Consider the following 19,707-nt stretch of genomic DNA (forward strand, 5'->3'; position numbering starts at 1 on the left):
GGGGACGGGCGGGACGATCACGGGCGGGAGGTCACGAGCGGTCAGGCGAAGCGGGCTGTCGCGCGGCTGGGCGGCGGGCGCCGGGGCTCGCGGTGGTTGACGCCCAGCGCGTCAAGCCGGGCGCCGTGCGCGGCCAGCCGTGCGGCGAACGAACGGGAGCCCCGTCCCGGCACGGCGCGCGCGGGGCTCCAGGCCACCTCGGCGAGAGCTGCGAGCCGGGGGAAGGCGAGGTACTCGACATCGGCTGGCGTGGGCGCGAACTCGGTCCACAGCTGGGCCTGGGTGCCGAGCACCGAGCCGGCGGCGGTGCCGGGCCCTCCCGCCGGCATCGGGTCCCAGGCGTGGATGTCCCGCATGGTGACGGTGCCGTCCTGGCCGAGCGGTTCGCGCGGGTCGGCGGAGCGCGGGTAGTCCAGGTAGGTGCGCTCCCAGGGGGTGAGCACCACCCGGTGCCCGCGCGCCATGGAACGCGCCGCGTGCGCGCCCTGCGCGCCGGTGCGCCAGGCCATCGTCACCACCTCGGGCGGCAGTTGGCCGTCCCCCTCGTCCCAGGTGACGGGCGTGCGGCCATGTTCGATCAGATGGGAGGCGATCCGCCGCAGGAACCAGCCGCGCAGCGCGGCGGGTGCGGTCAGGCCCTCGGCGCGCATCCGGCGGAGCGCGGCGTCGGAGGTGGCCCACTCGGTGGTGGGGCACTCGTCGCCGCCGATGTGCACATGACGGGCGGGGAACACCTCCATCACCTCGGTCAGCACCTCGCGGCAGAAGTCCAACGCGGCGTCGTGCACGCCGAGCACGGACTCGCAGACCCCCCACTCGGGCCAGACCGGCAGCCGGCGCTCGGGGTGGTTGCCCAGGTGGGGGTAGGCGGCGATCGCCGCGCGGGTGTGCCCCGGCATCTCGATCTCGGGGACCACGGTGACGCCGCGCTCGGCGGCGTACGCGACCAGACCGGTCAACTCGGCGCGGGTGTAGGCGCCGCCGTGCGGGGTGCCGTCGTAGCGGTCGCTGCCGGCGCGGCCGACCATCGACTCGGCGCGCCAGGCCCCCACCTCGGTGAGCGCGGGGTGGCCGGGCACCGGCATCCGCCAGCCCTGGTCGTCCGTCAGGTGCAGGTGGAAGACGTTGAGCTTGTGCAGGGCGAGCAGGTCGACGAAGCGGTGCAGGAAGGCCATCGGCATGAAGTGCCTGGCCACGTCCAGCATCGCGCCGCGCCAGGGGAAGCGGGGGCGGTCGGTGATCTCCGTCAGGGGCAGCCGCCAGGGCACGCCGGGCGCCGGCGTGTCGCCGAGGGCGGGTGGCGGGAGCGCCTGACGCAGGGTCTGCACGCCGTTGCGCAGCCCGGCGGGCGTCGCGGCGCGGAGCAGGACCGCCTCGGCGCCGACGGTCAGGCCGTAGCCCTCGGGGCCGAGGCCGGTCAGCGCGGGGTCGAGGGCGAGGGCGAGTTGGCCGTCGGCGTGGGCCGGCAGCGGCAGTCCGGTGGCGGGGGCGAGCGACTCGCGCAGCAGTCGGGCGACGGGCTCGGTGCCCGGGGTGAGGCGCAGGGCGGTGCGCTCCGTGAGGGTGAAGTGGCCCGAGCGTTCGAGGAGATGGCGGGGCAGCGGGATGAGCACGGATGCCTCCGGTGGCGGACGGGCCCGGTGCCGACGCCCGGGGACCCGTCCTGCGACTTTCCAATTGGTCAACTGAAGGGCTGTGCTGGTAAGCAAAGTGGCAGCCTCGGCCGAACGGTGTCAAGGGCGGCGGCAGCCTTCCCCCTGGACCTCCCCGCCCGGCCCTGGCGGCGGGTGGCGGTAAGTTTCAGCGCCAACTCGACTAGCGACGGGTTGAGTTCGTTTCTTCCCCGGTTGTTTACATACGAACGGCACCGGCGGCCTTGACGCCCTCAAAGGTCTATGCCAACTTCAACGTTCACGACGCAGGCAAGCCAATTGGTCAATCGATTCAGCGCCTTCCGCCTCTCGACCCCGAGGTGAACCGTGAAGATCCGTACCGTTGCCCTGGTCACCGCGCTTACCACCAGCATGCTCCTGACAAGCTGTTCGGACGACTCGTCGGACGGCGGGGACGGGCGGACGACCATCGACGTCTGGCTGATGCGCGACAGCGTGAGCCAGGAGTTCCAACAGGAGTTCGTCGACGCCTTCCACGAAGCCCATCCGGACATCAGGGTGAACGTCCAGATCCAGGAGTGGAACGGGGTGGGCCAGCGTGTCACGGCCGCCCTGGCCAGCAACGACGCGCCCGATGTCATCGAGGTCGGCAACACCCAGGTCGCCCAGTACGCGGCCAGCGGCGGCGTCACCGACCTGACCGACCGCGTCGAGGAGTTGAACGGCGCCGACTGGATTTCGGGGCTCGCCGAACCCGGCGCCGTGGACGGGCGGCAGTACGGCATCCCGTACTACGCGGCCAACCGGGTGGTCATCTACCGCACCGACCTCTTCGAGGCCGCCGGCATCGACCCGGCCGAACTGACCACCAGGGACGCCTGGTTGGCCGCCACCGAGACCCTGAACGAGCCCGAGGGGCAGCAGGGTGTCTATCTGCCGGGGCAGAACTGGTACGCCCTGGCCGGCTTCGTCTGGGACGAGGGCGGCGAGCTGGCCGTCGAGACGGCCGACGGCTGGGAGGGCACGCTCGACACGCCTGAGGCGCTGGCCGGCATGGACTTCTACCAGCGGTTGCAGAGCCTGGGCCAGGGCCCGCGCGACTCGGACGAGGCGCAGCCGCCCCAGGTCGAGGTGTTCGCCGGCGAGGAGGTCGCCCAGATCATCGCGGTGCCGGGCGGCGCCAACCTGATCGTGGAGCGGAACCCCGAACTGGAGGGCAGGATCGGCTTCTTCCCGATCCCCGGCAAGACGCCCGACACCCCGGGCGCCGTCTTCACGGGCGGCTCCAACCTGATCATCCCGGCCGCTTCCGGCGACCAGGACGCCGCCTACACCTTCATCCAGGAGCTGACCGGCGAGACCTGGCAGCGGGAGCTCTCCCGGGCCATGAGCTATGTGCCCAACCGCACCGGGCTCGCCGACGCCGTCGCCGACGAGCCCGGCACCGCCGCGATGGCGGTGGGCGCCGCCGAGGGGCGCGCCACGCCCAACACCCCCGACTGGGCGGCCGTCGAGGCCGAGAACCCGATCAAGGACTACATGACGGCCGTGCTCACCGGCGGCGATCCGGAGGCCGCGGCCCGGGAGGCGTCCGAGGTGATCACCCGGGCGCTGAACCCCTGACCGGCTCGGCAGACGGAACCGAAGGGAACGAAGATGTCGGTCATCGGCCAGCGTCCCCGTCCCGCCGCCAAAACCGGAGGCGCTCCCCCGGCGCGCGGCGACGAGCCGGCACCGCGCCGCCGCGCGCGTGGCTCCGGTTGGTGGCCCTATCTGCTGATCGCCCCGACCGTGCTGGGCACGGCCGCGCTGCTGCTGGTCCCGCTGCTGCGCGGCCTGCTGATCTCGGTCCAGGACTTCAAGCTGCGCGAACTCGTCAACGGGGACGCGAAGTTCGTCGGCCTGGACAACTACGGCACGCTGCTGGGCGACCCCAGGTTCTGGGAGGTGGTGCGGCGCACCTTCCTCTTCATGGCGGTCAACGTGGTGCTGATCGTCGGCGTGGGCACCCTGGTCGCGCTGCTGATCGAGCGGCTCGGCAGGTTCGGCAGAACGGCCGTGCTCAGCGGTCTCGTGCTGGCCTGGGGGATGCCGGTGGTCGCGGCGACCACCGTCTTCCAGTGGATGTTCCACTCCGAGTACGGAGTGGTCAACTGGGCCCTGACCAGTCTGGGTTTCGACTCCTTCGACCGCTACGCCTGGTTCGCCAACGGGACCGCGGCGTTCGCCATCGTGGTCTTTCTGGTGGTCTGGCAGTCCGTGCCGTTCGCGGCGATCACCCTCTACGCCGGGTTGACCACCGTGCCCAGGGAGCTCCACGAGGCGGCCAGGCTGGACGGGGCGAGCGCCTTCCAGACGTTCCGCACCATCACCTTCCCGATGCTCAGGCCGCTCTTCATGCTGGTGATCTGCCTCGAAGTGATCTGGACCTTCCGGGCGTTCGTGCAGATCTGGGTGATCACCCAGGGCGGCCCGGGAGACGCCACCACCATCCTGCCGGTCTACGCCGTGCAGACCGCGCTGTCCGCGCAGCGCTACGACCTGGGCACGGCGGCCTCCATGATCACCGTGCTGCTGATGTCCAGCGTGCTGGTCATCTACTTCCGTCAGCTCTACCGCCAGGAGGCCGAGCTGTGACCACCGCACTCCCGCGTCCCGCCCCGGCCGGTGCGCCGGTGCCGCCGCGCCGGCGGCGACGGCGTCCGCTGCGCAGCGCGGCGGCGGTCGTGGTCTTCGTCTTCTGCACGTTCCCGGTGTACTGGATGTTCTCCACGGCGCTGAAGCCGGCCGGCGACATCCAGACGGACGAGCCCAAGCTGGTCCCGTTCAGCTGGACGTTCGACCACTTCCGGACGGCGATGGCGGCGGACGGGTTCTGGCTGTTCTGGCGCAACAGCCTGCTGTTGACGGTGGGCGCCGTGCTGCTGGCGCTGGTGGTGGCGCTGGCCGCCGCGTTCGCCGTGGCCAGGATGCGGTGGCGCGGCCGGCGGCAGTTCCTGTTGATGGTGTTCGCCGCCCAGATGGCGCCCTGGGAGTCATTGATCATCCCCATCTACATCATGTACCGGGACACCGACCTGTTGGACCGGCTGCCGGCGCTGACCCTGGTCTACTTCATGATCACGCTGCCGTTCACCATCGTGGTGCTGCGCAACTTCCTGGCCACCGTGCCACCGGAGTTGGAGGAGGCCGCCCAGGTGGACGGCTGCACCCGGCTCGGCGCGTTCCGCCGGGTGATCTTCCCGTTGCTGGCACCGGGGTTGATGGCGACATCGCTGTTCGGCTTCATCACCGCGTGGAACGAGTTCGCCTACGCCAACTTCCTGATCATCAACAACCAGGACGCGCGCACCCTGCCGGTGTGGCTGACGTCCTTCCAGAACACGTTCGGCACCGACTGGGGCGCGACCATGGCGGCGTCCACGCTCTTCGCCATCCCGGCGCTGTTGATCTTCCTGCTGCTCCAACGGCAGGTGACCTCCGGCTTCGCCTCGGGGGCGGTCAAGGGGTAGGTCCCGACCGCCCACGAGCGCGGACGGGTCAGCTCTCGTTCTCGATCTGGTTCTCGTTCTCGATCTCGTCGAGCAGCGAGGCCAGCGGGCCCTCCGCCGTGACGCGCACCTCGGCGGCGACGCGGGCGGCCAACTCGCGCAGCGGGGCCTCCTCAAGGAAGAGGGTGATGGGCACCTCGACGCCATGCTCGTCGCGGAGCCGGCCGATGAGGTGGACGGCGGTGAGGGAGTCGCCGCCGGCCTCGAAGTAGCCGACGTCCAGCGCCTCGTCGCCCGGCAGCTCCAGCGCCTCGATCAGCAGTGCGTGGACCCGCGCGGTGAGGTCAGCCGGCTCCGCCGGAGCCTCGGCCGCCACGGCGGGAGCGGCGGCGGGGGCCGAGCCGGGGAAGCGCAGCGCGGGGTAGGACTCCCGGGTGAAGGCGCGGGGCGTCGGCGCGGCCCGGCGGGCGCCAGGGGAGCGCTCCGGTGCCTCCGTCAGCACGGCGTGCACGTTGGTGCCGCCGATGCCGACCGAGCTGACGCCCGCGAGACGGGGCACGCCGACCGCGCCTGCCCACGGCTCGCACGCGCGCGGCAGCCGGAAGGGACCCTCGTCCAAGCCGAGTTCGGGGTTCGCGTCGCTGACGCCCGCGGAGGGGACCAGGGTACGGTGGCGCAGCATCAGCGCCGTCTTGATCAGCGCGGCGACGCCGGCCGCCGCGTCCAGATGCCCGATGTTGGCCTTCACCGAGCCGAGCGCGACCCGGCCACGTCCGGCGCCGGCGAAGGCCGTCGCCGCCGCCTCGGCCTCGACGCGGTCGCCGAGCCTGGTGCCGGTGCCGTGCGCCTCCAGGCACCGGGCCTGGGCCGGGTCGAGCCCGGCGGCCGACCAGGCCTCCTCGATGGCGGCGGTCTGCCCGGCGACGCCTGGTGCGGTGAAACCGACCTTCCCCGCCCCGTCGTTGGTGATCGCGGTGCCTCGGATCACCGCGTGGATCGGATCGCCGTCGGCGAGGGCGTCCTCCAGGCGGCGCAGCACCACCAGGCCGACGCCGTTGCCGGGGACGGTGCCGGAGGCGCGCTCGTCGAACGGGCGGCAGCGGCCGTCAGGGGCGTAGACGCCGCCCTCGTAGTAGGTGTAGCCGCGCGGTTCGACGGCGTCCACGGCGACGCCGCCGGCGAGCGCCGCGTCGCACTCGCCGCCCAACAGCGCCTGGACGGCGAGGTGGACGGCGGCCAGCGAGGTGGAGCAGGCGGTCCCCACCGTCATGCTGGGCCCGTCGAGGCCGAGCCGGTAGGAGATCCAGGGGGCGAGGAACTCCCGGTCGGTGAGGATGCGCAGCTGGGTCGCGCCGAGGGTGGTGGCCAGTCGGCGGTCGCCGCTGGCGGCCAGCAGGTGTTCGGTGAGGCTGCCGCCGACATAGACCGCGGTCTTGGCCGGCGCCTTCTCCGGGTGGTAGCCGGCGTCCTCAAGGGCGGCCCAGGCGCTCTCCAGCAGCAGCCGGTGCTGTGGGTCGAGCGCGGCGGCCTCGGCGCGGTGGAAGCCGAAGGCGGCGGCGTCGAACCGGTCGGCGTCGGCCAGCCAGCCCTTGGTCGGAACGTAGGCGGGGTGGCTCAGCTCGTCCTCGGGGACGCCGGCGGCGCGCAGCTCGTCGGCGGTGAAGTCCCGCAGGGAGCAGACGCCCTGGCGCAGGTTGGACCAGTAGACGTCCAGGTCGGCGGCGCCGGGGAACCGGCCGTGCATGCCGGTGATCGCGACGGAGCCGGCGGCGTCCTCGGCGGTCGGGGCGGAAGCGGGATGCGTCACGGTGTGCTGCCTTTCCGGGGTCGGGCGCCGCGGCCCGAGGTGAGGCGTCGGCGGCGGTCCTGGCCGCGCCGCGCGGCGTCACTGTCGCCGTCCGGGATCGCCGGACGGTGGTGTGGTCGGTCCAGGTGGGCCGCGAGGGCGGCCAGGCTGGGGTGCCGGAAGAGGTCGACCAGGGTGAGGCCCTGGCCCGGTGCTCCGTCGGTCGGCTCGTTGAGCGCTTCGAGGACGGCGAGCAGCCGGACGGAGTTGCCGCCGAGGTCGAAGAAGTTGTCGTGGGCGCCGATCCGGTCATGGCCCAGCACCTCGGCCCAGACGGCGGCGACCCGCCGTTGGGTGTCGGTCTCGGGTTCGACATGGGGTCGTTCCGGGTCGGCGGCGGCCCGGTGCGGCGCGGGCAGCCGGGCGCGTTCGACCTTGCCCGAGCGGTTCAGCGGGAGTTCGTCGAGGTGGGTGACGTACTCGGGGACCATATAGCTCGGCAGCCGCTCGGCGAGGTGGAGGCGCAGCGCGGCCTCGGTGGGGCGGCGTCCTTCGGCCGGCACCACATAGGCCGCCAGATGGCGGTCGGCGGCCTCGCCGCGCACATCGGCGGCGGCCATCGCGACATCCGGATGTCCCGCCAACACGCTCTCGATCTCGCCGAGTTCGACGCGGAAGCCGCGCACCTTGACCTGGGTGTCGATGCGCCCGAGGTAGTGCAGCCGGCCGTCCGCGTCGAAGCGCCCCAGGTCGCCGGTGCGGTACATGCGCGATCCAGGGGGGCCGTAGGGGTCGGCGACGAAGCGTTGGGCGGTCAGCCCTGGGCGCCCCGGGTAGCCACGGCCGAGGCTGGCGCCGGCGATATGGATCTCGCCCGTGACGCCGACCGGGACGGGGCGCAACCCCGAGTCGAGCACCGTCACCCGGGCGCCCGGCACCGGCTCGCCGATGGCCACGGGGACGCCGGGCCGCAGGTCCTCGGTGGTGGCGTAGACGGTGGCCTCGCTGGGGCCGTAGGCGTCGACGACGCGGCGGCCCGGCGCCGACCAGCGTTCGACCAGCTCGGCCGGGCAGGCCTCGCCGCCCACCACCAGGCTCCGCAGGTCGGGCAGGCGCCCCTCGGGCTCGGGGATGGAGAGGGCGGCGGACGGCGGCAGGAACACATAGCTGATGCGGGAGTCGCGCAGCCGGGCCAGCAGCGGTTCGCCGAGGCGCTCGTCGTCGCCGGCGATATGCAGCTCGGCGCCCACGGTCCAGGTGAGGAAGAGATCGGAGACGGCCACGTCGAACCCGAAGTTGACGTACTGGAGCACCCGGTCGTCGGCGTCCAGCGGGAAGGCGGCGCGGACGGCCACGCAGAGGTTGGCGAGGGCCCGGTGTTCCACGGCGATGCCCTTGGGGGTGCCGGTGGAGCCCGAGGTGTAGAGGAGGTAGGCGAGGTTCCTCGGGGTGGGCGCGGGCGGCGGCTCGGCCGGCGCCCGCACGGCCTGCTCGACGTCGGCCCTGAGCACCGGCGGGCCGAGCTGGTCGGCGAGGGGCGCGGTGGTCGCGTCGGCGAGCAGCAGCGGCGCGGCGGAGTCGCCGACCATGTAGCGCAGCCTGGCCACCGGGTGCCCCGGGTCGAGCGGGAGGTAGGCGCCGCCGGCGCGCAGCACGGCCAGCGCGGCGACGGCCATCTCGACCGAACGGGGCAGCAGCAGGCCGACGACGGTGTCGGGCCGCACCCCGGCGGCGCGCAGCCGGGCCGCCAACCGGTCGGCCCGGTCGAGGAGTTGGCGGTAGCTGAGGGTGGTCTCCCGGTAGTGCAGGGCGGGCGCTTCGGGCCGCAGCGCGGCCTGTGCGGCGATCAGCTCCGGCACCAGCGGCTGCGGCGGGGCGGCTTCGGCCGTCCGGTCGCCGATCTTCGCGAGCCAGTCCCGTTCGTCGGCGGGGAGCAGCGTGGCGGCCCTGATCGGTGCGTCGGGCGCGGCCAGCAGGGAGTCCAACAGGGTCTCGAAGGCGCGCACCCAGCGCCTGGCCGTGTCCTGGCCGATGAGGTCGGTGGAGTGGATCAGCGAGGCGACCAGCTCGTCGCCGATCCGCTCCACATAGAGCAGCAGGTCGAACTTGGCCGTGTCCAGGGGGAGTTCGACGCGCCGGGTGTCGGTGTTCGCCAGGTCGAGGACGAGTCGGGTGTCGTCGTCGTAGGCGAACATCACCTGGACCAGGGGGTCGTGGCCGACGGCCCGGTGCGGAGCCACCGCGTCCACGACGGCTTCGAAGGGGGCGTCCTGATGGGACTGGCCGGCCAGCAGCCGCTCCCGCACCCGGTCGATCAGCTCGGCGAAGCTCGGCTCCCCGGCCAGCTCGCAGCGGATGGCGAGGGTGTTGGTCAACATGCCGACCATGTCGTGGAGTTCGGGCCGGTCGCGCCCCGAGACCGGCACCCCGACGACCAGGTCGTCCTGGTCGCTGAGCCGGCCGAGGAACGCGGCGAAGGCGGCGAGGAGGGCCATGAACGGGGTGCCCTGGCGGGCCCTGGCCAGCTCGCCGACCCTGGTCAGCGTCGCGGGTGGCAGCACGAAGCGGACCACGCCGCCGTCCGTGGTGCGCCGGGCCGGCCGGGGCCGGTCGACGGGGAGCGCGGTGGTGTCGGGGGCGCCGGCCAGCTGCCCGGCCCAGTGCGCGACGGCCTCGGCGTAGCCGCCGGCGGCCAGCCGCTCCCGCTGCCAGACGGCGTAGTCCGGGTACTGGAGCGCTGGTTCGGGGAGCGCGGTGGAACGCTCGGGTGGGCCGTCGGTGAACGCGGCGTAGTCGGCGGAGAGTTCGCGCAGCATCTGCTGCAACGACCAGCCGTCGCAGACCAGATGGTGCGCCACCAGCAGCACACGGTGGCTGCCGTCGGCCACGGCGTAGAGCGAGCAGCGCAGCAGCGGGCCCGTCTCGGTGTCGAAGGGGCGGGCCGCCTCGGTCAGCATCCGCGTCTCGACGTCGCCGGCCGGCACCCGGGCGTGGTGGGTCACCTCGGCGCGTGCCGTCGCCGACACCACCTGGGCCGGGACGCCGCCCTCGCCGGTGGCGCGCGCCGGGAACACGGTGCGCAGCGACTCGTGGCGGGCGACCAGCGCGTCCAGGGCGCGGACGAACGCCGCCTGGTCGAACGGGCCCCGCACGCGGAACCCGGCGGGCACGTTGTACTGCGCGGTGCCCGGATGCATGCGGTCCAGGACGAGGAGCCGGCTCTGCGCGGGTGAGACGGGGAACTCGTAGATCACGGCGATCCTCCCTGGGCGGGCTGGGCTTCCAGCGTGGCGGTGACGAGGGACGCGATCCGGCCGGCATACGGCGGGTCGAGCATCTGGGTGTGGCGGCAGGGCAGTTCGTGGGCGTCCACGGTGGCCCCCGCGGCTCGCCAGCGGTCGGCCTTGGCCGTGGTGGACGGGACGTCGGGCTCCCGGGCGGCGGAGCACAGCAGCAGCCGGCCCCGGTACTCGGGCGGCTGCCAACGGCGGGCGAGGCGGGCGCTGTTGAGGCGCAGCCGCAGCAGGTTCTCCAGGAGGGCGGGGGGCTGGCCGGCGAAGGCGGCGCCGGTTCTGAGCGCGGCGGTGAAGACCTCGGCACGGTCCAACGGGCCGACGGCTGCGAGCGCTTCGGGCGCCGACTGCCGCGAGAGGACGCTCAGCGACTCCTGTTCCAGCTGTCGCTCGTCGACGGGAAAGGTCGTCTCCTCGGGGGTGGCGGGGATGGCGTCGAGCACCGCGAGGAGGTCGACGCGCTCGCCCTCGCGGGTCAGGCGTGCGGCCATCTCATAGGCGAGGAGGCCGCCGAGGGAGTGTCCCAGCAGCAGATAGGGGCCCTCGGGGCGCAGTGCGCGGAGGCGTCGCAGATGTTCCTCGGCGAGGTCGCCCAGGGTGGTGGGCAGCGGCGCCCCGGGGTCGTCGAGGCCGGGGAGTTGCAGGGTGTGGACGGCCCGCCCCGGCGCGAGGCGCGGCAGCAGCGCGGTATAGCCCCAGCCGAGGCCGAGCCCGGAGTGGACACAGAACAGCGGCGGATCGTCTCGCCCCTGACGGAGCGTCAGCAGCGGGGCGAGCCCCGCCGCGCCGCCCTGAACGGAGCCGGGGGCGGCGGGGGTTTCGGGGGCGTCGGGAGCGTCGCGGGTTTCGGGGGCGTCGGGGCTGAGGCGCCGGGCGAGGGCGGCGGGGGTGCGGGCCTCGAAGAGCAGGGCGAGGGGTGCGGCGACGCCCAGCTCGTCCTCGACCCGGGCGGCGAGCCGCAGCGCCAGCAGGGAGGTGCCGCCGGCGCCGAAGAAGTCCAGATCGACGGGGACCTGGGGCAGTTCCAGCACGCTGGCGAAGGCCCGGCAGAGGGCCCGTTCGGCGTCGGTCGCCGGCTGGGCGTCCACGGTGGTGGACGCCGCCGGGGTGGGTTCGGGAAGGGCCGCCCGGTCGACCTTGCCATGGGGGGTGAGCGGCAGCCGGTCGAGCACGGCCCAGAGGGTGGGCAGCAGATGTCCGGGCAGGGTGCCGGCGGCGTGGCGGCGCGCCCGGTCGAGGGTGCCGCCGGCGGCAAGCACCAGATGGGCGGCCAGCCGCCGCCCGCCGCCCGGGGCCGGCGGGGCGGTGACCTGGGCCCGCGCGATGTCGGGGCAGCGCTCCAGGGCGGCCTCGATCTCGGCCGGCTCCACCCGGAAGCCGCGCACCTTGACCTGGTCGTCGGCGCGCCCGGCGAACTCCAGCAGCCCGTCCGGCGTCCAGCGGGCCAGGTCGCCGGTGCGGTACATGCGCGTGCCAGGGGGGCCGTGCGGGTCGGCGACGAACCGTTCGGCGGTGCGGGCGGGTTGGCCGTGGTAGCCGCGGGCGAGCGCCTCGCCGGCGAGATACAGCTCCCCCGTCCGCCCGGCGGGCAGCGGCCTGAGCCGGGCGTCGAGGACATGGACGCGGGCATGGTCGAGCGGCCGGCCGATGGGGGTGGCACCGGCGGTGTCGCAGCGGTGGGCGGTGGCGGCGACGGTGGCCTCGGTGGGGCCGTAGGCGTTGGTGACGACGGTGTCGGGGCAGTGCGCGCGGAGCCGGGCGACCGCCTCGGCGGAGACGGCGTCTCCCCCGGTCCAGAGTTCGGTCAGGCCCTCGACGGCCTCGGGGGCGAACTCGGCGACGGCGCGCAGGAGTTCGGCGGTGAGCAGCAGGGCGGTGACCCGGTGGGCGGCGATGGTGGCGCCGAGGGCGCAGGGGTCGGGCGGCCCCGGTGGGGCGACGACGACGGTGCCGCCGTTGAGCAGCGGCACCCACACCTCGTAGCTGGCGGCGTCGAAGGTGTGGGGGCTGTGGAAGAGCACCCGCCGGTGTCCCGGGCGCCGGAAGTGCTGGTCGTCGGCGAACGCGACCAGCCCGCGGTGGGTGACCAGCACGCCCTTGGGCGCGCCGGTGGAGCCCGAGGTGTACAGCAGGCAGGCCACCGCCTCCGGCCGGGGTTCCGCGAGCGGGGGCGACGCCGACTCCGGTCCTTCCGGCGTCAGATGGCCCACGTCCGGCGGCAGCCATCCCGGGCGTTCGGCGGCGACCAGGAGGCGGCTGCCCGCGTCCCCCAGCAGCCGGGCGAGCCGGTCGGGGGGCTGCGCCGGGTCGATGGGCAGATAGGCGGCGCCGGTTCTGAGCGTGGCGAGCTGGGCGACGACCAGCTCGGCCGAACGGGGCAGCGCCAGCGCCACCGTGCGCTCAGGCCCTGCGCCCGCCGCCGCGAGACGGGCGGCGAGACGGGAGGCGGCCACGTCCAACTCCGCGTAGCTGTAGACACGTTCACCGTCCTCGACGGCTGGGGCCGAGGGGGTTTCGGCGCGGCGGGCGGCGAACCGGGCGGTGACGGTGGCGGGGTGCGGCGGCCCCTGGGCGGCGCCTCGTCCGGCGGTGAGCAGCGCCAGCCGTTCGCGCTCGGGCAGCACCTCGATCCGGGCCGCCTCGGCTTCGAGGTCGGTCGCGGCGAGCAGTTCGAAGGCCCGCACCAGCCGGTCGGCGAGCCTTGGGGCCTCCCCCTGGCCCCGGTGCCCGAGCCGCAGCAGCCAGCGGGTGCCGGCGACGACGGCGACGGAGAGCGGGTAGTGGGTGGCGTCCCTGGTCTCCAGCAGCGCCGGGCCCGCGTCGGCGGCGAGCCCTGCCCTCGGGTAGTTCTCGAAGGCAAGCACGGTGTCGAAGAGCGGCCCGCCGCCGGGGCTCGCCGCCGCCTGGACGTCGGCGAGCTGCACCTGGTGGTGCGCGGAGAGCGCCAGCTGTTCGTCGCGCACCCGGCGCAGCAGGTCGCCCACGCTCTCCCCCGGGCGCAGCCGGACGCGGACCGGGAGGGTGTTGAGGAAGAGGCCGATCATCCGTTCCACGCCGGGGAGTTCGACGGGGCGCCCGGAGACCACGCCGCCGAAGACCACGTCCTGGCGGCCCGTCGTTCTGGCCAGCACCAGCGCCCACGCCACCTGGGCGACGGTGTTGGCCGTGCAGCCGGCGGCGCGGGCGGTGCGGGCCAGGGCGGCACTCAGCTCCGCCGGCAGCTCCACGTCCAGGGTGCCGGGCGGGCCGGTGCCGGCCGGCTGGGAGGTCAGCGGGGTGAGGCCGGCGAGCGCGTCCCGCCAGGCGTCGAGGGCCGGTCGCTGGTCCTGGCCGCGCAGCCAGACCAGATAGTCGCGGTAGGCGGCGGGCGGCGGCAGCGGGGCGCGTCGCCAGAGGGCGTTGAGCTCCCGCGCGAGCAGCGGCATCGACCAGCCGTCCAGCAGGATGTGATGGATCGCCAGCAGCAGCTCGGTGGCCCCGTCGCGCCGCACCTCGGTGGCCCGCAGCAGCGGCGCGCCGGCAAGGTCGAGACGGGGCTCCTCGTCGGGGGCGAGCAGCCGTTCCAGCGCGGCCTCGGCCTCGTCCGGCGGCCGGCCGGTCAGATCCACCTCGTGCCAGGGCACCTCGACCCGTCGGGGGATCAGCGCGACCGGCTGTTCCAGGCCCCGGTGGCGGAAGCAGGCGCGGAGGTTGGGGTGGCGCTCCAGCAGGGCGGCGACCGCCTGGCGCAGCCGCCCGGGATCGGGGCGCCCCTCGACCCGGAACCTCGCCCGCACCAGATAGGGGTCCGGTCCCTCGGGGTCGAGGAGCGCATGGAAGAGCAGGCCGCGTTGCGCCGGCGCGAGCGGCAGCACATCGGCCAGTTTTCCGCTCACAACTCCCCCTCGAACGCCTGTAGTTGGTCGTCGGAGAGCTCGACGAGCGGGAAGTCGGCGGCGCTGGGCGCGGCGACCGCGCCGGTGCGGGTGTGGGCGACCAGCGCGTCGAGCGCCGAGCTCCACAGCCCGGCCAGCTCCCGCACCCCGGCCTCGTCGAGCGCGCCGGCGGCGTAGGACCAACTCGCCAGCAGCCGGGGCCCGTCGGGCCCCTGGCCGACCACCGCGTCCAGCTCCACCAGATGGGCGAGCGGCAGCGCGTCCCCCGACATGCCGAGCAGCTCCACCTCCGGGGCGTCGCCCGAGGTGCCGGCGACAGCGCCCAGATAGTTGAACCGGACATCGGGCAGGGGCAGTCGGGCCAGCTCGTGGCCCGCCTCCCGGTCCAGCCGGCGCAGCAGACCCCAGCCAAGACCTGTGGAGGGGACGGCGCGCAGCCGTTCCTTCACGCGGCGCAGCGCCTCGCCGGTGGCCTCGCCCGCCGCGTCCAGCCGGACCGGGTACTGGGTGGTGAACCAGCCGACGGCTTCGGAGACATCGGGGCCGTCCGGCAGCCCGTCGCGGCCGTGCCCCTCCAGATCGACGAGGAGCGCCCCGCCGTCGCCGCGCCAGCGGGCGCCGGCGGCGGCGAGCGCGGTCAACAGCACCGTCTCGGTGCCGCAGCGCCAGGCGTTCGGCAGCTCCCGCAGCAGCGGCGCGGTCTGCTCGGCGGACAGCTCGACGACCACGGTGGCCCGTTCGCCCGCCACCGCGACACCGGGCGCCAGCCTGGCCTCGGGCCCCGCCAACGCCTGCCGCCAGTAGGGAAGTTGTGCACGGAGCCGATCCCCTGAGCTGGCTTCGGCGGCCAGCAGGGTGGCCCAGCGGCGGAAGGAGGCACCGGGCGGCGGCAGCGTGCGGGCGTCGGCCGCGGGGTCCGCGAGGAGCGCCGCCAGGTCCCGGGCGACGACCCGCCAGGAGACGCCGTCGACGGCCAGATGGTGCACCACCAGCAGCAGCCGGCCGCCGCGCCCAGGGCCGGCGTCGAACCAGACGGCGCGCAGCGGCGGCCCGGCCTCGGGGTCGATCCGGGTGGCGGCGGCCAGCGCGCCGGCCCTTGCGGTCACCTCCTCGGCGCTCCAGCCGGCCGCCGCCACCCGGTCGGCCGGCGCCGGCGGGTGCGTGGCGGCGGGCGGCACCTCGACGGCGGGCCCGTCGTCGGCGTCCCCGACCAGCCGCAGCCGCAGCGCGCCATGCCGCCTCGCCAACGTCCGCAGGGCGCCGTCGATCCGCTTCTCGTCGCTGTCGGCCGGGGTCGGCAGCAGGGCCGCCATCAGGAACCGGTCCGGTTCGCCGCCCTGCGCGAGCCACCAGTGGGCCATCGGGGTGAGCGGCGCCCGGCCGACCCCGTCGTCGCCCGCGCCGCCGCCCTTCGCCTCGACCACCCGGGCGAGCGGGGCCAGTTGGTCGGGCGTCTGGGCGCCGAAGAGCTCCGCCGGGGTGAACGCGAGGCCGACCGCGCGGGCCCGGTGGGCGAGTTGGATGGCCTTGACGCTGTCGCCGCCGAGGTCGAAGAACCCGTCGTGGGCGCCGACCGACGGCACCCCGAGCACCTCGGCGAACAGCGCGCCGATGGCGGTCGCCCTGGGGTCCCCCGGTGCCGGATCGCCGGCCGGCTCGGCCGCCTCGGGGGCGGGCAGTGCCGCCAGGTCGGTCTTTCCCGCGGGGGTGAGCGGCACCGCCTCCAGCGTCAGGAACGCGGTCGGCACCAGCGCGGCCGGCAGCCGGTCGCCGAGGAAGGCGCGCAGCTCCTCGGGGGCGGGTGGCGCCTCACCAGCGCGCGGCACCACATAGCCGACCAGCCGCTGTCCCCTGACCGCCACCACCGCCCGGTCGACCGCCGGGTGTTCGGCGAGCGCCGAGGCCACCTCGGCGGGCTCGACCCGCAGGCCGCGCAGCTGGACCTGGGCGTCCACCCGGGCCAGGAAGTCGAGTTGGCCGTCGGGGCGGCGACGCACCAGGTCCCCCGTGCGGTACATCCGTGCTCCGGGGGGACCGTGCGGGTCGGCGAGGAACCGTTCGGCGGTGCGCGCCGCCCCGCCGAGGTAGCCACGGGCCAATCCGGGGCCGCCCACATAGAGTTCGCCGGCCACCCCGACGGGCACCGGGCGCAGCGCGCGGTCCAGCACATGGGCCCGCACCCCGGCGACGGGCCGGCCGATGGGCACCGTTTCGGCCGCTCCGTCCAGCGGATCGGAGAGGGTGACGGCGACGGTGGCCTCGGTCGGCCCGTAGGCGTTGACCATCCGCCGTCCGGCACCGGCCCAGAGCGCGACCAGCGCCGGCGGGCAGGGCTCGGCCCCGACGCCCACCGTGCGGAGCTCCGGCACCTCGTCGGGCGCCACTCCGGCGAGCAGCGCCGGCGGCAGCAGGGTGGCGCTGATCCGGCTCTCGCGCAGCACCTCGGCGAGCGCCTCGCCGGCCAGCCCGCCGGGCGGCGGGACGACGAGGGTGGCGCCGGCGTGGAAGGCCATCGCCAGCTCGGCGACGGAGATGTCGAAGGTCGGCGAACCGGCTTGCAGCACCCGGCTGTCGGGGTCCAGCGCGAAGGCGTCGGCGAGCGCGCCGGCCAGGGTGGCGACGCCGGCGTGCGGCACCACCACGCCCTTGGGGCGGCCCGTGGTGCCTGAGGTGTGGATCACATAGGCCGCCTCGTCGGGCAGCGGTGGACGGGCGGTCAGCGGCTCGCCCGACCAGGCGTCGTCGTCCACGACCAGCGTCGGCGTCCCGCTGCCGGCCGGTGGCGCGGCGTCGGGGGCGACGAGCAGCAGCACGGGCCGTGCGTCCGCCAGCAGTTGGCGCACCCGGCGCTCCGGGTGGCCGGGGTCGACGGGCAGGTGGGCGGCGCCGGCGCGCTGCACGGCGAGGGTGGCCACGGTGGCGGCGGCCGAGCGGCCGAGGGCGAGCGCCACCAGGGTGCCGGGTCCGGCGCCCAGCGCGGCGAGCCGACCGGCGAGCCGGGCGACCCGGTCGGCGAGCGTGGCGTAGTCGAGCACCGTGTCGCCGTCGTCGAGCGCCGGGGCGGTGGGACGTTCCGCCGCCCACCGTTCGACCAGCGCGGGCAGCCCAGGGGGACGCTCGGCCGGGGGCCCCGGCGGGGTGGCGAGCAGCCGGCGGTGTGCCTCGGGCGTCAGCAGCCGATGGGCGGCGACGGGCGCCTCCGGGGCCGCCAGCAGTCGCGCCAGGAACGTGGCGAAGCTCTCCGCCCAGTGCGCCACGACGGCGGCCGGCAGCCGGTCGACGCGGACCTCGATGGTGCCGGCGAAGCCGTCGTCGGCGTCCTGGACGACGCAGACCAGATCGTGTTCGCCGCCGGTGTGGATGCGCTCGGGCTCGGCGAACTCCCTGATCCGCCGGACGCTTTCCTGCCGGGGCAGATACATGAACACCCACTGGAAGAGCGGCGACCGGCCCGCGTCACGCTCCGGCGCGGTGGCCGCCACGATCCGGCCGACGGGCAGGTCGGCGTGGGCCAGCACGCGGGGGAAGTCCGTGGCGAATCCGCCGAGCAGGTCGCCGAAGGTGGTGTCGGGGCCGATCCGCCAGCGGGTCGGGACCGCGTTCATCACATAGCCGATGACCCGCTCCAGGCCCTTGGCCGCGCGGTTGGCGACGGGCGTGCCGAGCACCAGGTCGTCCGTGTCGCCCAACCGCCCGGCGAAGGCGGCGAACGCGGACATCAGCACCCCGTAGACGGTGGTGCCGCGTTCGCGGGCGAGCGCCCGCGTCCGGCGTTCGACGTCGGCGCCCAGCCGGAACGGGAGCTGCGCGATGGCTGGCGAACGGCCGGACGCGGCCGGCGCCGGGCCGTGGGGCGCCAGCCGCTGGGGCGGGTCGGCGAGGTAGTCGCGCCAGAACGCGAGCCGCGCCTCGAACACCCCGGCCCGCTCCAACTCCCGCTGCCAGGCGGCGAAGTCGGCGTACTGGATGGCCGGCCTCGGCGGCGGGGCGCCGCCCTCGCGCACCACCCGGTAGGTCTCGGCGAACTCGGTGTGCAGCACGTCGAAGGACCACCAGTCGGTGACGATGTGGTGCAGGCTCAGCATCAGCGTGCGGCGCCGGTCGTCGACGGTGACGAACCGGCCGCGCATCAGCCCCTCCCCCCGCAGGTCGAACGGGCGCCGCCGGAACTCGGCGAAGACGTCGTCGAGTTGGCGCTCGGAACCGCGCAGGTCGACGCGTTCCAACACGAAGGGCTCGGCCGGCGGGAAGCTGACGTCCGGCGCCTCCGGCGGGCCGCCGAGCCGGGTGCGCAACACGTCGTGGTTGCGTCGCAGCAGGGTCAGCGCGCGCTCCAACTCGGCCGGGTCGACGGGCCCTTCGAAGTGGTAGGCACAGCACAGGTTGAGCGCGGCCGTGTCCGGATACAGCTCGTCGAAGACCCAGAGGTCCTCCTGGGCCGGGCTGAGCCGCAGCGGCGCGTCACCGTCCCTGGGCGGGACCACCGCCGGGATCGCCTCGGCCTGGCCTGCCGCGACCAGGCGCCGCATCAGCCGTTGCCGCTGCTCGCCGGTGAGCGCGGCGAACCGGTCCGCGAGGGGCGGCGAAGACGTCATAGGAGGTCCTTTCCGATGTCGGCGAGGCGGTGCAGGCCCGCGATCACCTGGTCCCGGTCGAGCCCGAAGTCCACGAAGCAGGCGACCTCGTCGCAGCCGAGGTCCCGCAGGTCGGCGAGCATCAGCGCGCAGCGGTCCGGCGAGCCGAGGAGGCTGCCCCAGTTGAGGTAGCGGTGGAAGGCGAACTCGGTGAGGGCGTCCAGCTGGCGCTCGTCGAGTCCGGCGCCGCCGCCGGCCGCGCCCCGGTTCGCCGAGGTCTGCCGCACATAGGAGCGCAGATATGCCTTGAGCGGCGCCTCGGCCAGCCGCCGCGCCTCGGCGTCGTCGGCGCCGACGAAGGTGTGCGCCATCAGCGTGACCGCGCCGTCCCGCCGCGCGCCGAGCTGGGCGGGCGCGGCGGCGAACGCGGCGCGGTAGCGGCCGATCAGCCCGGCCAGGTCGGCGCGGCTCTGGCCGACGGTGGCGCCCAGCACCCCGGTGCGCAGGGCGCCGGCGGCCTCCCAGGTCGCGGGGGATCCCGAGGTGGTCAGCCAGAGCGGCAACGCCGGTTGGACGGGGACGGGTTGGGGGCTGACGGCGATCCGTTCGCCGGCGCCGTCGGTGAACTCGGCGGCCTCGCCCGCCCAGAGCCGGCGCAGCAGCGGGATGTCGGCGAGGGCCCGCGCGCGGCGGTCGGCGTAGGCGTCGGGCGCCAGCACGAAGTCAGCCGAGTGCCAGCCGGTGGCGACGGAGAAGCCGACCCGGCCGCCGGAGAGGTTGTCGACCACGGCCCAGTCCTCCGCCACCCGCAGCGGGTGGTGCAGCGGCAGCACCACGCTGCCGGCGCGCAGCGCGATCCGTTCGGTGGCCACGGCGAGCGCGGCGTTGAGCACGGGCGGGCTGGGGAAGACCTGCCCGACCTGCTGGAAGTGGCGTTCCGGGGTCCATACGGCGGCGAAGCCGAGCCGGTCGGCGGCTCGGGCGATGGCGAGGATGTCCTGGTACTTCGCCGCGTGTTCGGCGCGCTGACCGGCGGAGTCGGCGCCGAAGAACATGATGCTCAGTTCCACCGTGG

At 75.0% G+C, this 19,707-nt stretch carries 9 protein-coding genes; 3 read left to right on the forward strand and 6 right to left on the reverse strand.

Translation table 11 applies throughout. The features are described from left to right. Nucleotides 1–41: 41 nt before the first annotated feature. Nucleotides 42–1,613, reverse strand: a complete 1,572-nt coding sequence (locus K4G22_RS06600) for a beta-N-acetylhexosaminidase (protein ID WP_425336619.1) — start codon at nucleotides 1,611–1,613, stop codon at nucleotides 42–44. A 366-nt stretch (nucleotides 1,614–1,979) separates the two neighbouring features. Here K4G22_RS06600 and K4G22_RS06605 point away from each other — a divergent pair, with 366 nt between their 5' ends. From K4G22_RS06605 to K4G22_RS06615, 3 genes are read left to right on the forward strand one after another with little or no spacing between them, the layout of a single operon-like run. Continuing rightward, nucleotides 1,980–3,236, forward strand: coding sequence for an extracellular solute-binding protein (locus K4G22_RS06605; protein ID WP_228078806.1), 1,257 nt, complete (start codon nucleotides 1,980–1,982; stop codon nucleotides 3,234–3,236). Nucleotides 3,237–3,269: 33 nt separating this feature from the next. After that, nucleotides 3,270–4,250, forward strand: coding sequence for a carbohydrate ABC transporter permease (locus tag K4G22_RS06610; protein WP_228078807.1), 981 nt, complete (start codon nucleotides 3,270–3,272; stop codon nucleotides 4,248–4,250). Next, nucleotides 4,247–5,125 (forward strand): carbohydrate ABC transporter permease, encoded by an 879-nt coding sequence (locus tag K4G22_RS06615; RefSeq protein ID WP_425336621.1) that lies wholly within the window; start codon nucleotides 4,247–4,249, stop codon nucleotides 5,123–5,125. The genes K4G22_RS06610 and K4G22_RS06615 overlap by 4 nt, the downstream gene beginning before the upstream one ends. 28 nt (nucleotides 5,126–5,153) lie before the next feature. On the opposite strand, the gene K4G22_RS06620 is transcribed toward K4G22_RS06615, so the two are convergent. From K4G22_RS06620 to K4G22_RS06640, 5 genes are read right to left on the reverse strand one after another with little or no spacing between them, the layout of a single operon-like run. After that, nucleotides 5,154–6,911 (reverse strand): beta-ketoacyl synthase N-terminal-like domain-containing protein, encoded by a 1,758-nt coding sequence (locus K4G22_RS06620; RefSeq protein ID WP_228078809.1) that lies wholly within the window; start codon nucleotides 6,909–6,911, stop codon nucleotides 5,154–5,156. Next, the gene (locus K4G22_RS06625) at nucleotides 6,908–10,144 is read right to left on the reverse strand and encodes a non-ribosomal peptide synthetase (protein ID WP_228078811.1); all 3,237 of its coding nucleotides are present in this window, start codon (nucleotides 10,142–10,144) and stop codon (nucleotides 6,908–6,910) included. The genes K4G22_RS06620 and K4G22_RS06625 overlap by 4 nt, the downstream gene beginning before the upstream one ends. Further along, nucleotides 10,141–14,058: a non-ribosomal peptide synthetase gene (locus tag K4G22_RS06630; protein WP_228078813.1), complete on the reverse strand. Its 3,918-nt coding sequence runs from the start codon at nucleotides 14,056–14,058 to the stop codon at nucleotides 10,141–10,143. The genes K4G22_RS06625 and K4G22_RS06630 overlap by 4 nt, the downstream gene beginning before the upstream one ends. Continuing rightward, nucleotides 14,055–18,653, reverse strand: coding sequence for a non-ribosomal peptide synthetase (locus tag K4G22_RS06635; RefSeq protein WP_228078814.1), 4,599 nt, complete (start codon nucleotides 18,651–18,653; stop codon nucleotides 14,055–14,057). Before K4G22_RS06635 ends, K4G22_RS06630 begins: the two co-directional genes overlap by 4 nt. After that, the gene (locus tag K4G22_RS06640) at nucleotides 18,650–19,702 is read right to left on the reverse strand and encodes a MupA/Atu3671 family FMN-dependent luciferase-like monooxygenase (RefSeq protein ID WP_228078815.1); all 1,053 of its coding nucleotides are present in this window, start codon (nucleotides 19,700–19,702) and stop codon (nucleotides 18,650–18,652) included. The genes K4G22_RS06635 and K4G22_RS06640 overlap by 4 nt, the downstream gene beginning before the upstream one ends. Nucleotides 19,703–19,707: the final 5 nt, after the last annotated feature.

The sequence above is a fragment of the Streptomyces profundus genome, from assembly GCF_020740535.1.
GTDB lineage: Bacteria > Actinomycetota > Actinomycetes > Streptomycetales > Streptomycetaceae > Streptomyces > Streptomyces profundus.

What these genes read in the sequence shown, in the direction of transcription:
- K4G22_RS06610 (WP_228078807.1), top strand. Translation starts at nt 3,270, where the DNA reads ATGTCGGTCATCGGCCAGCGTCCCCGTCCCGCCGCCAAAACCGGAGGC.
- K4G22_RS06635 (WP_228078814.1), bottom strand. Translation starts at nt 18,653, where the DNA reads ATGACGTCTTCGCCGCCCCTCGCGGACCGGTTCGCCGCGCTCACCGGC.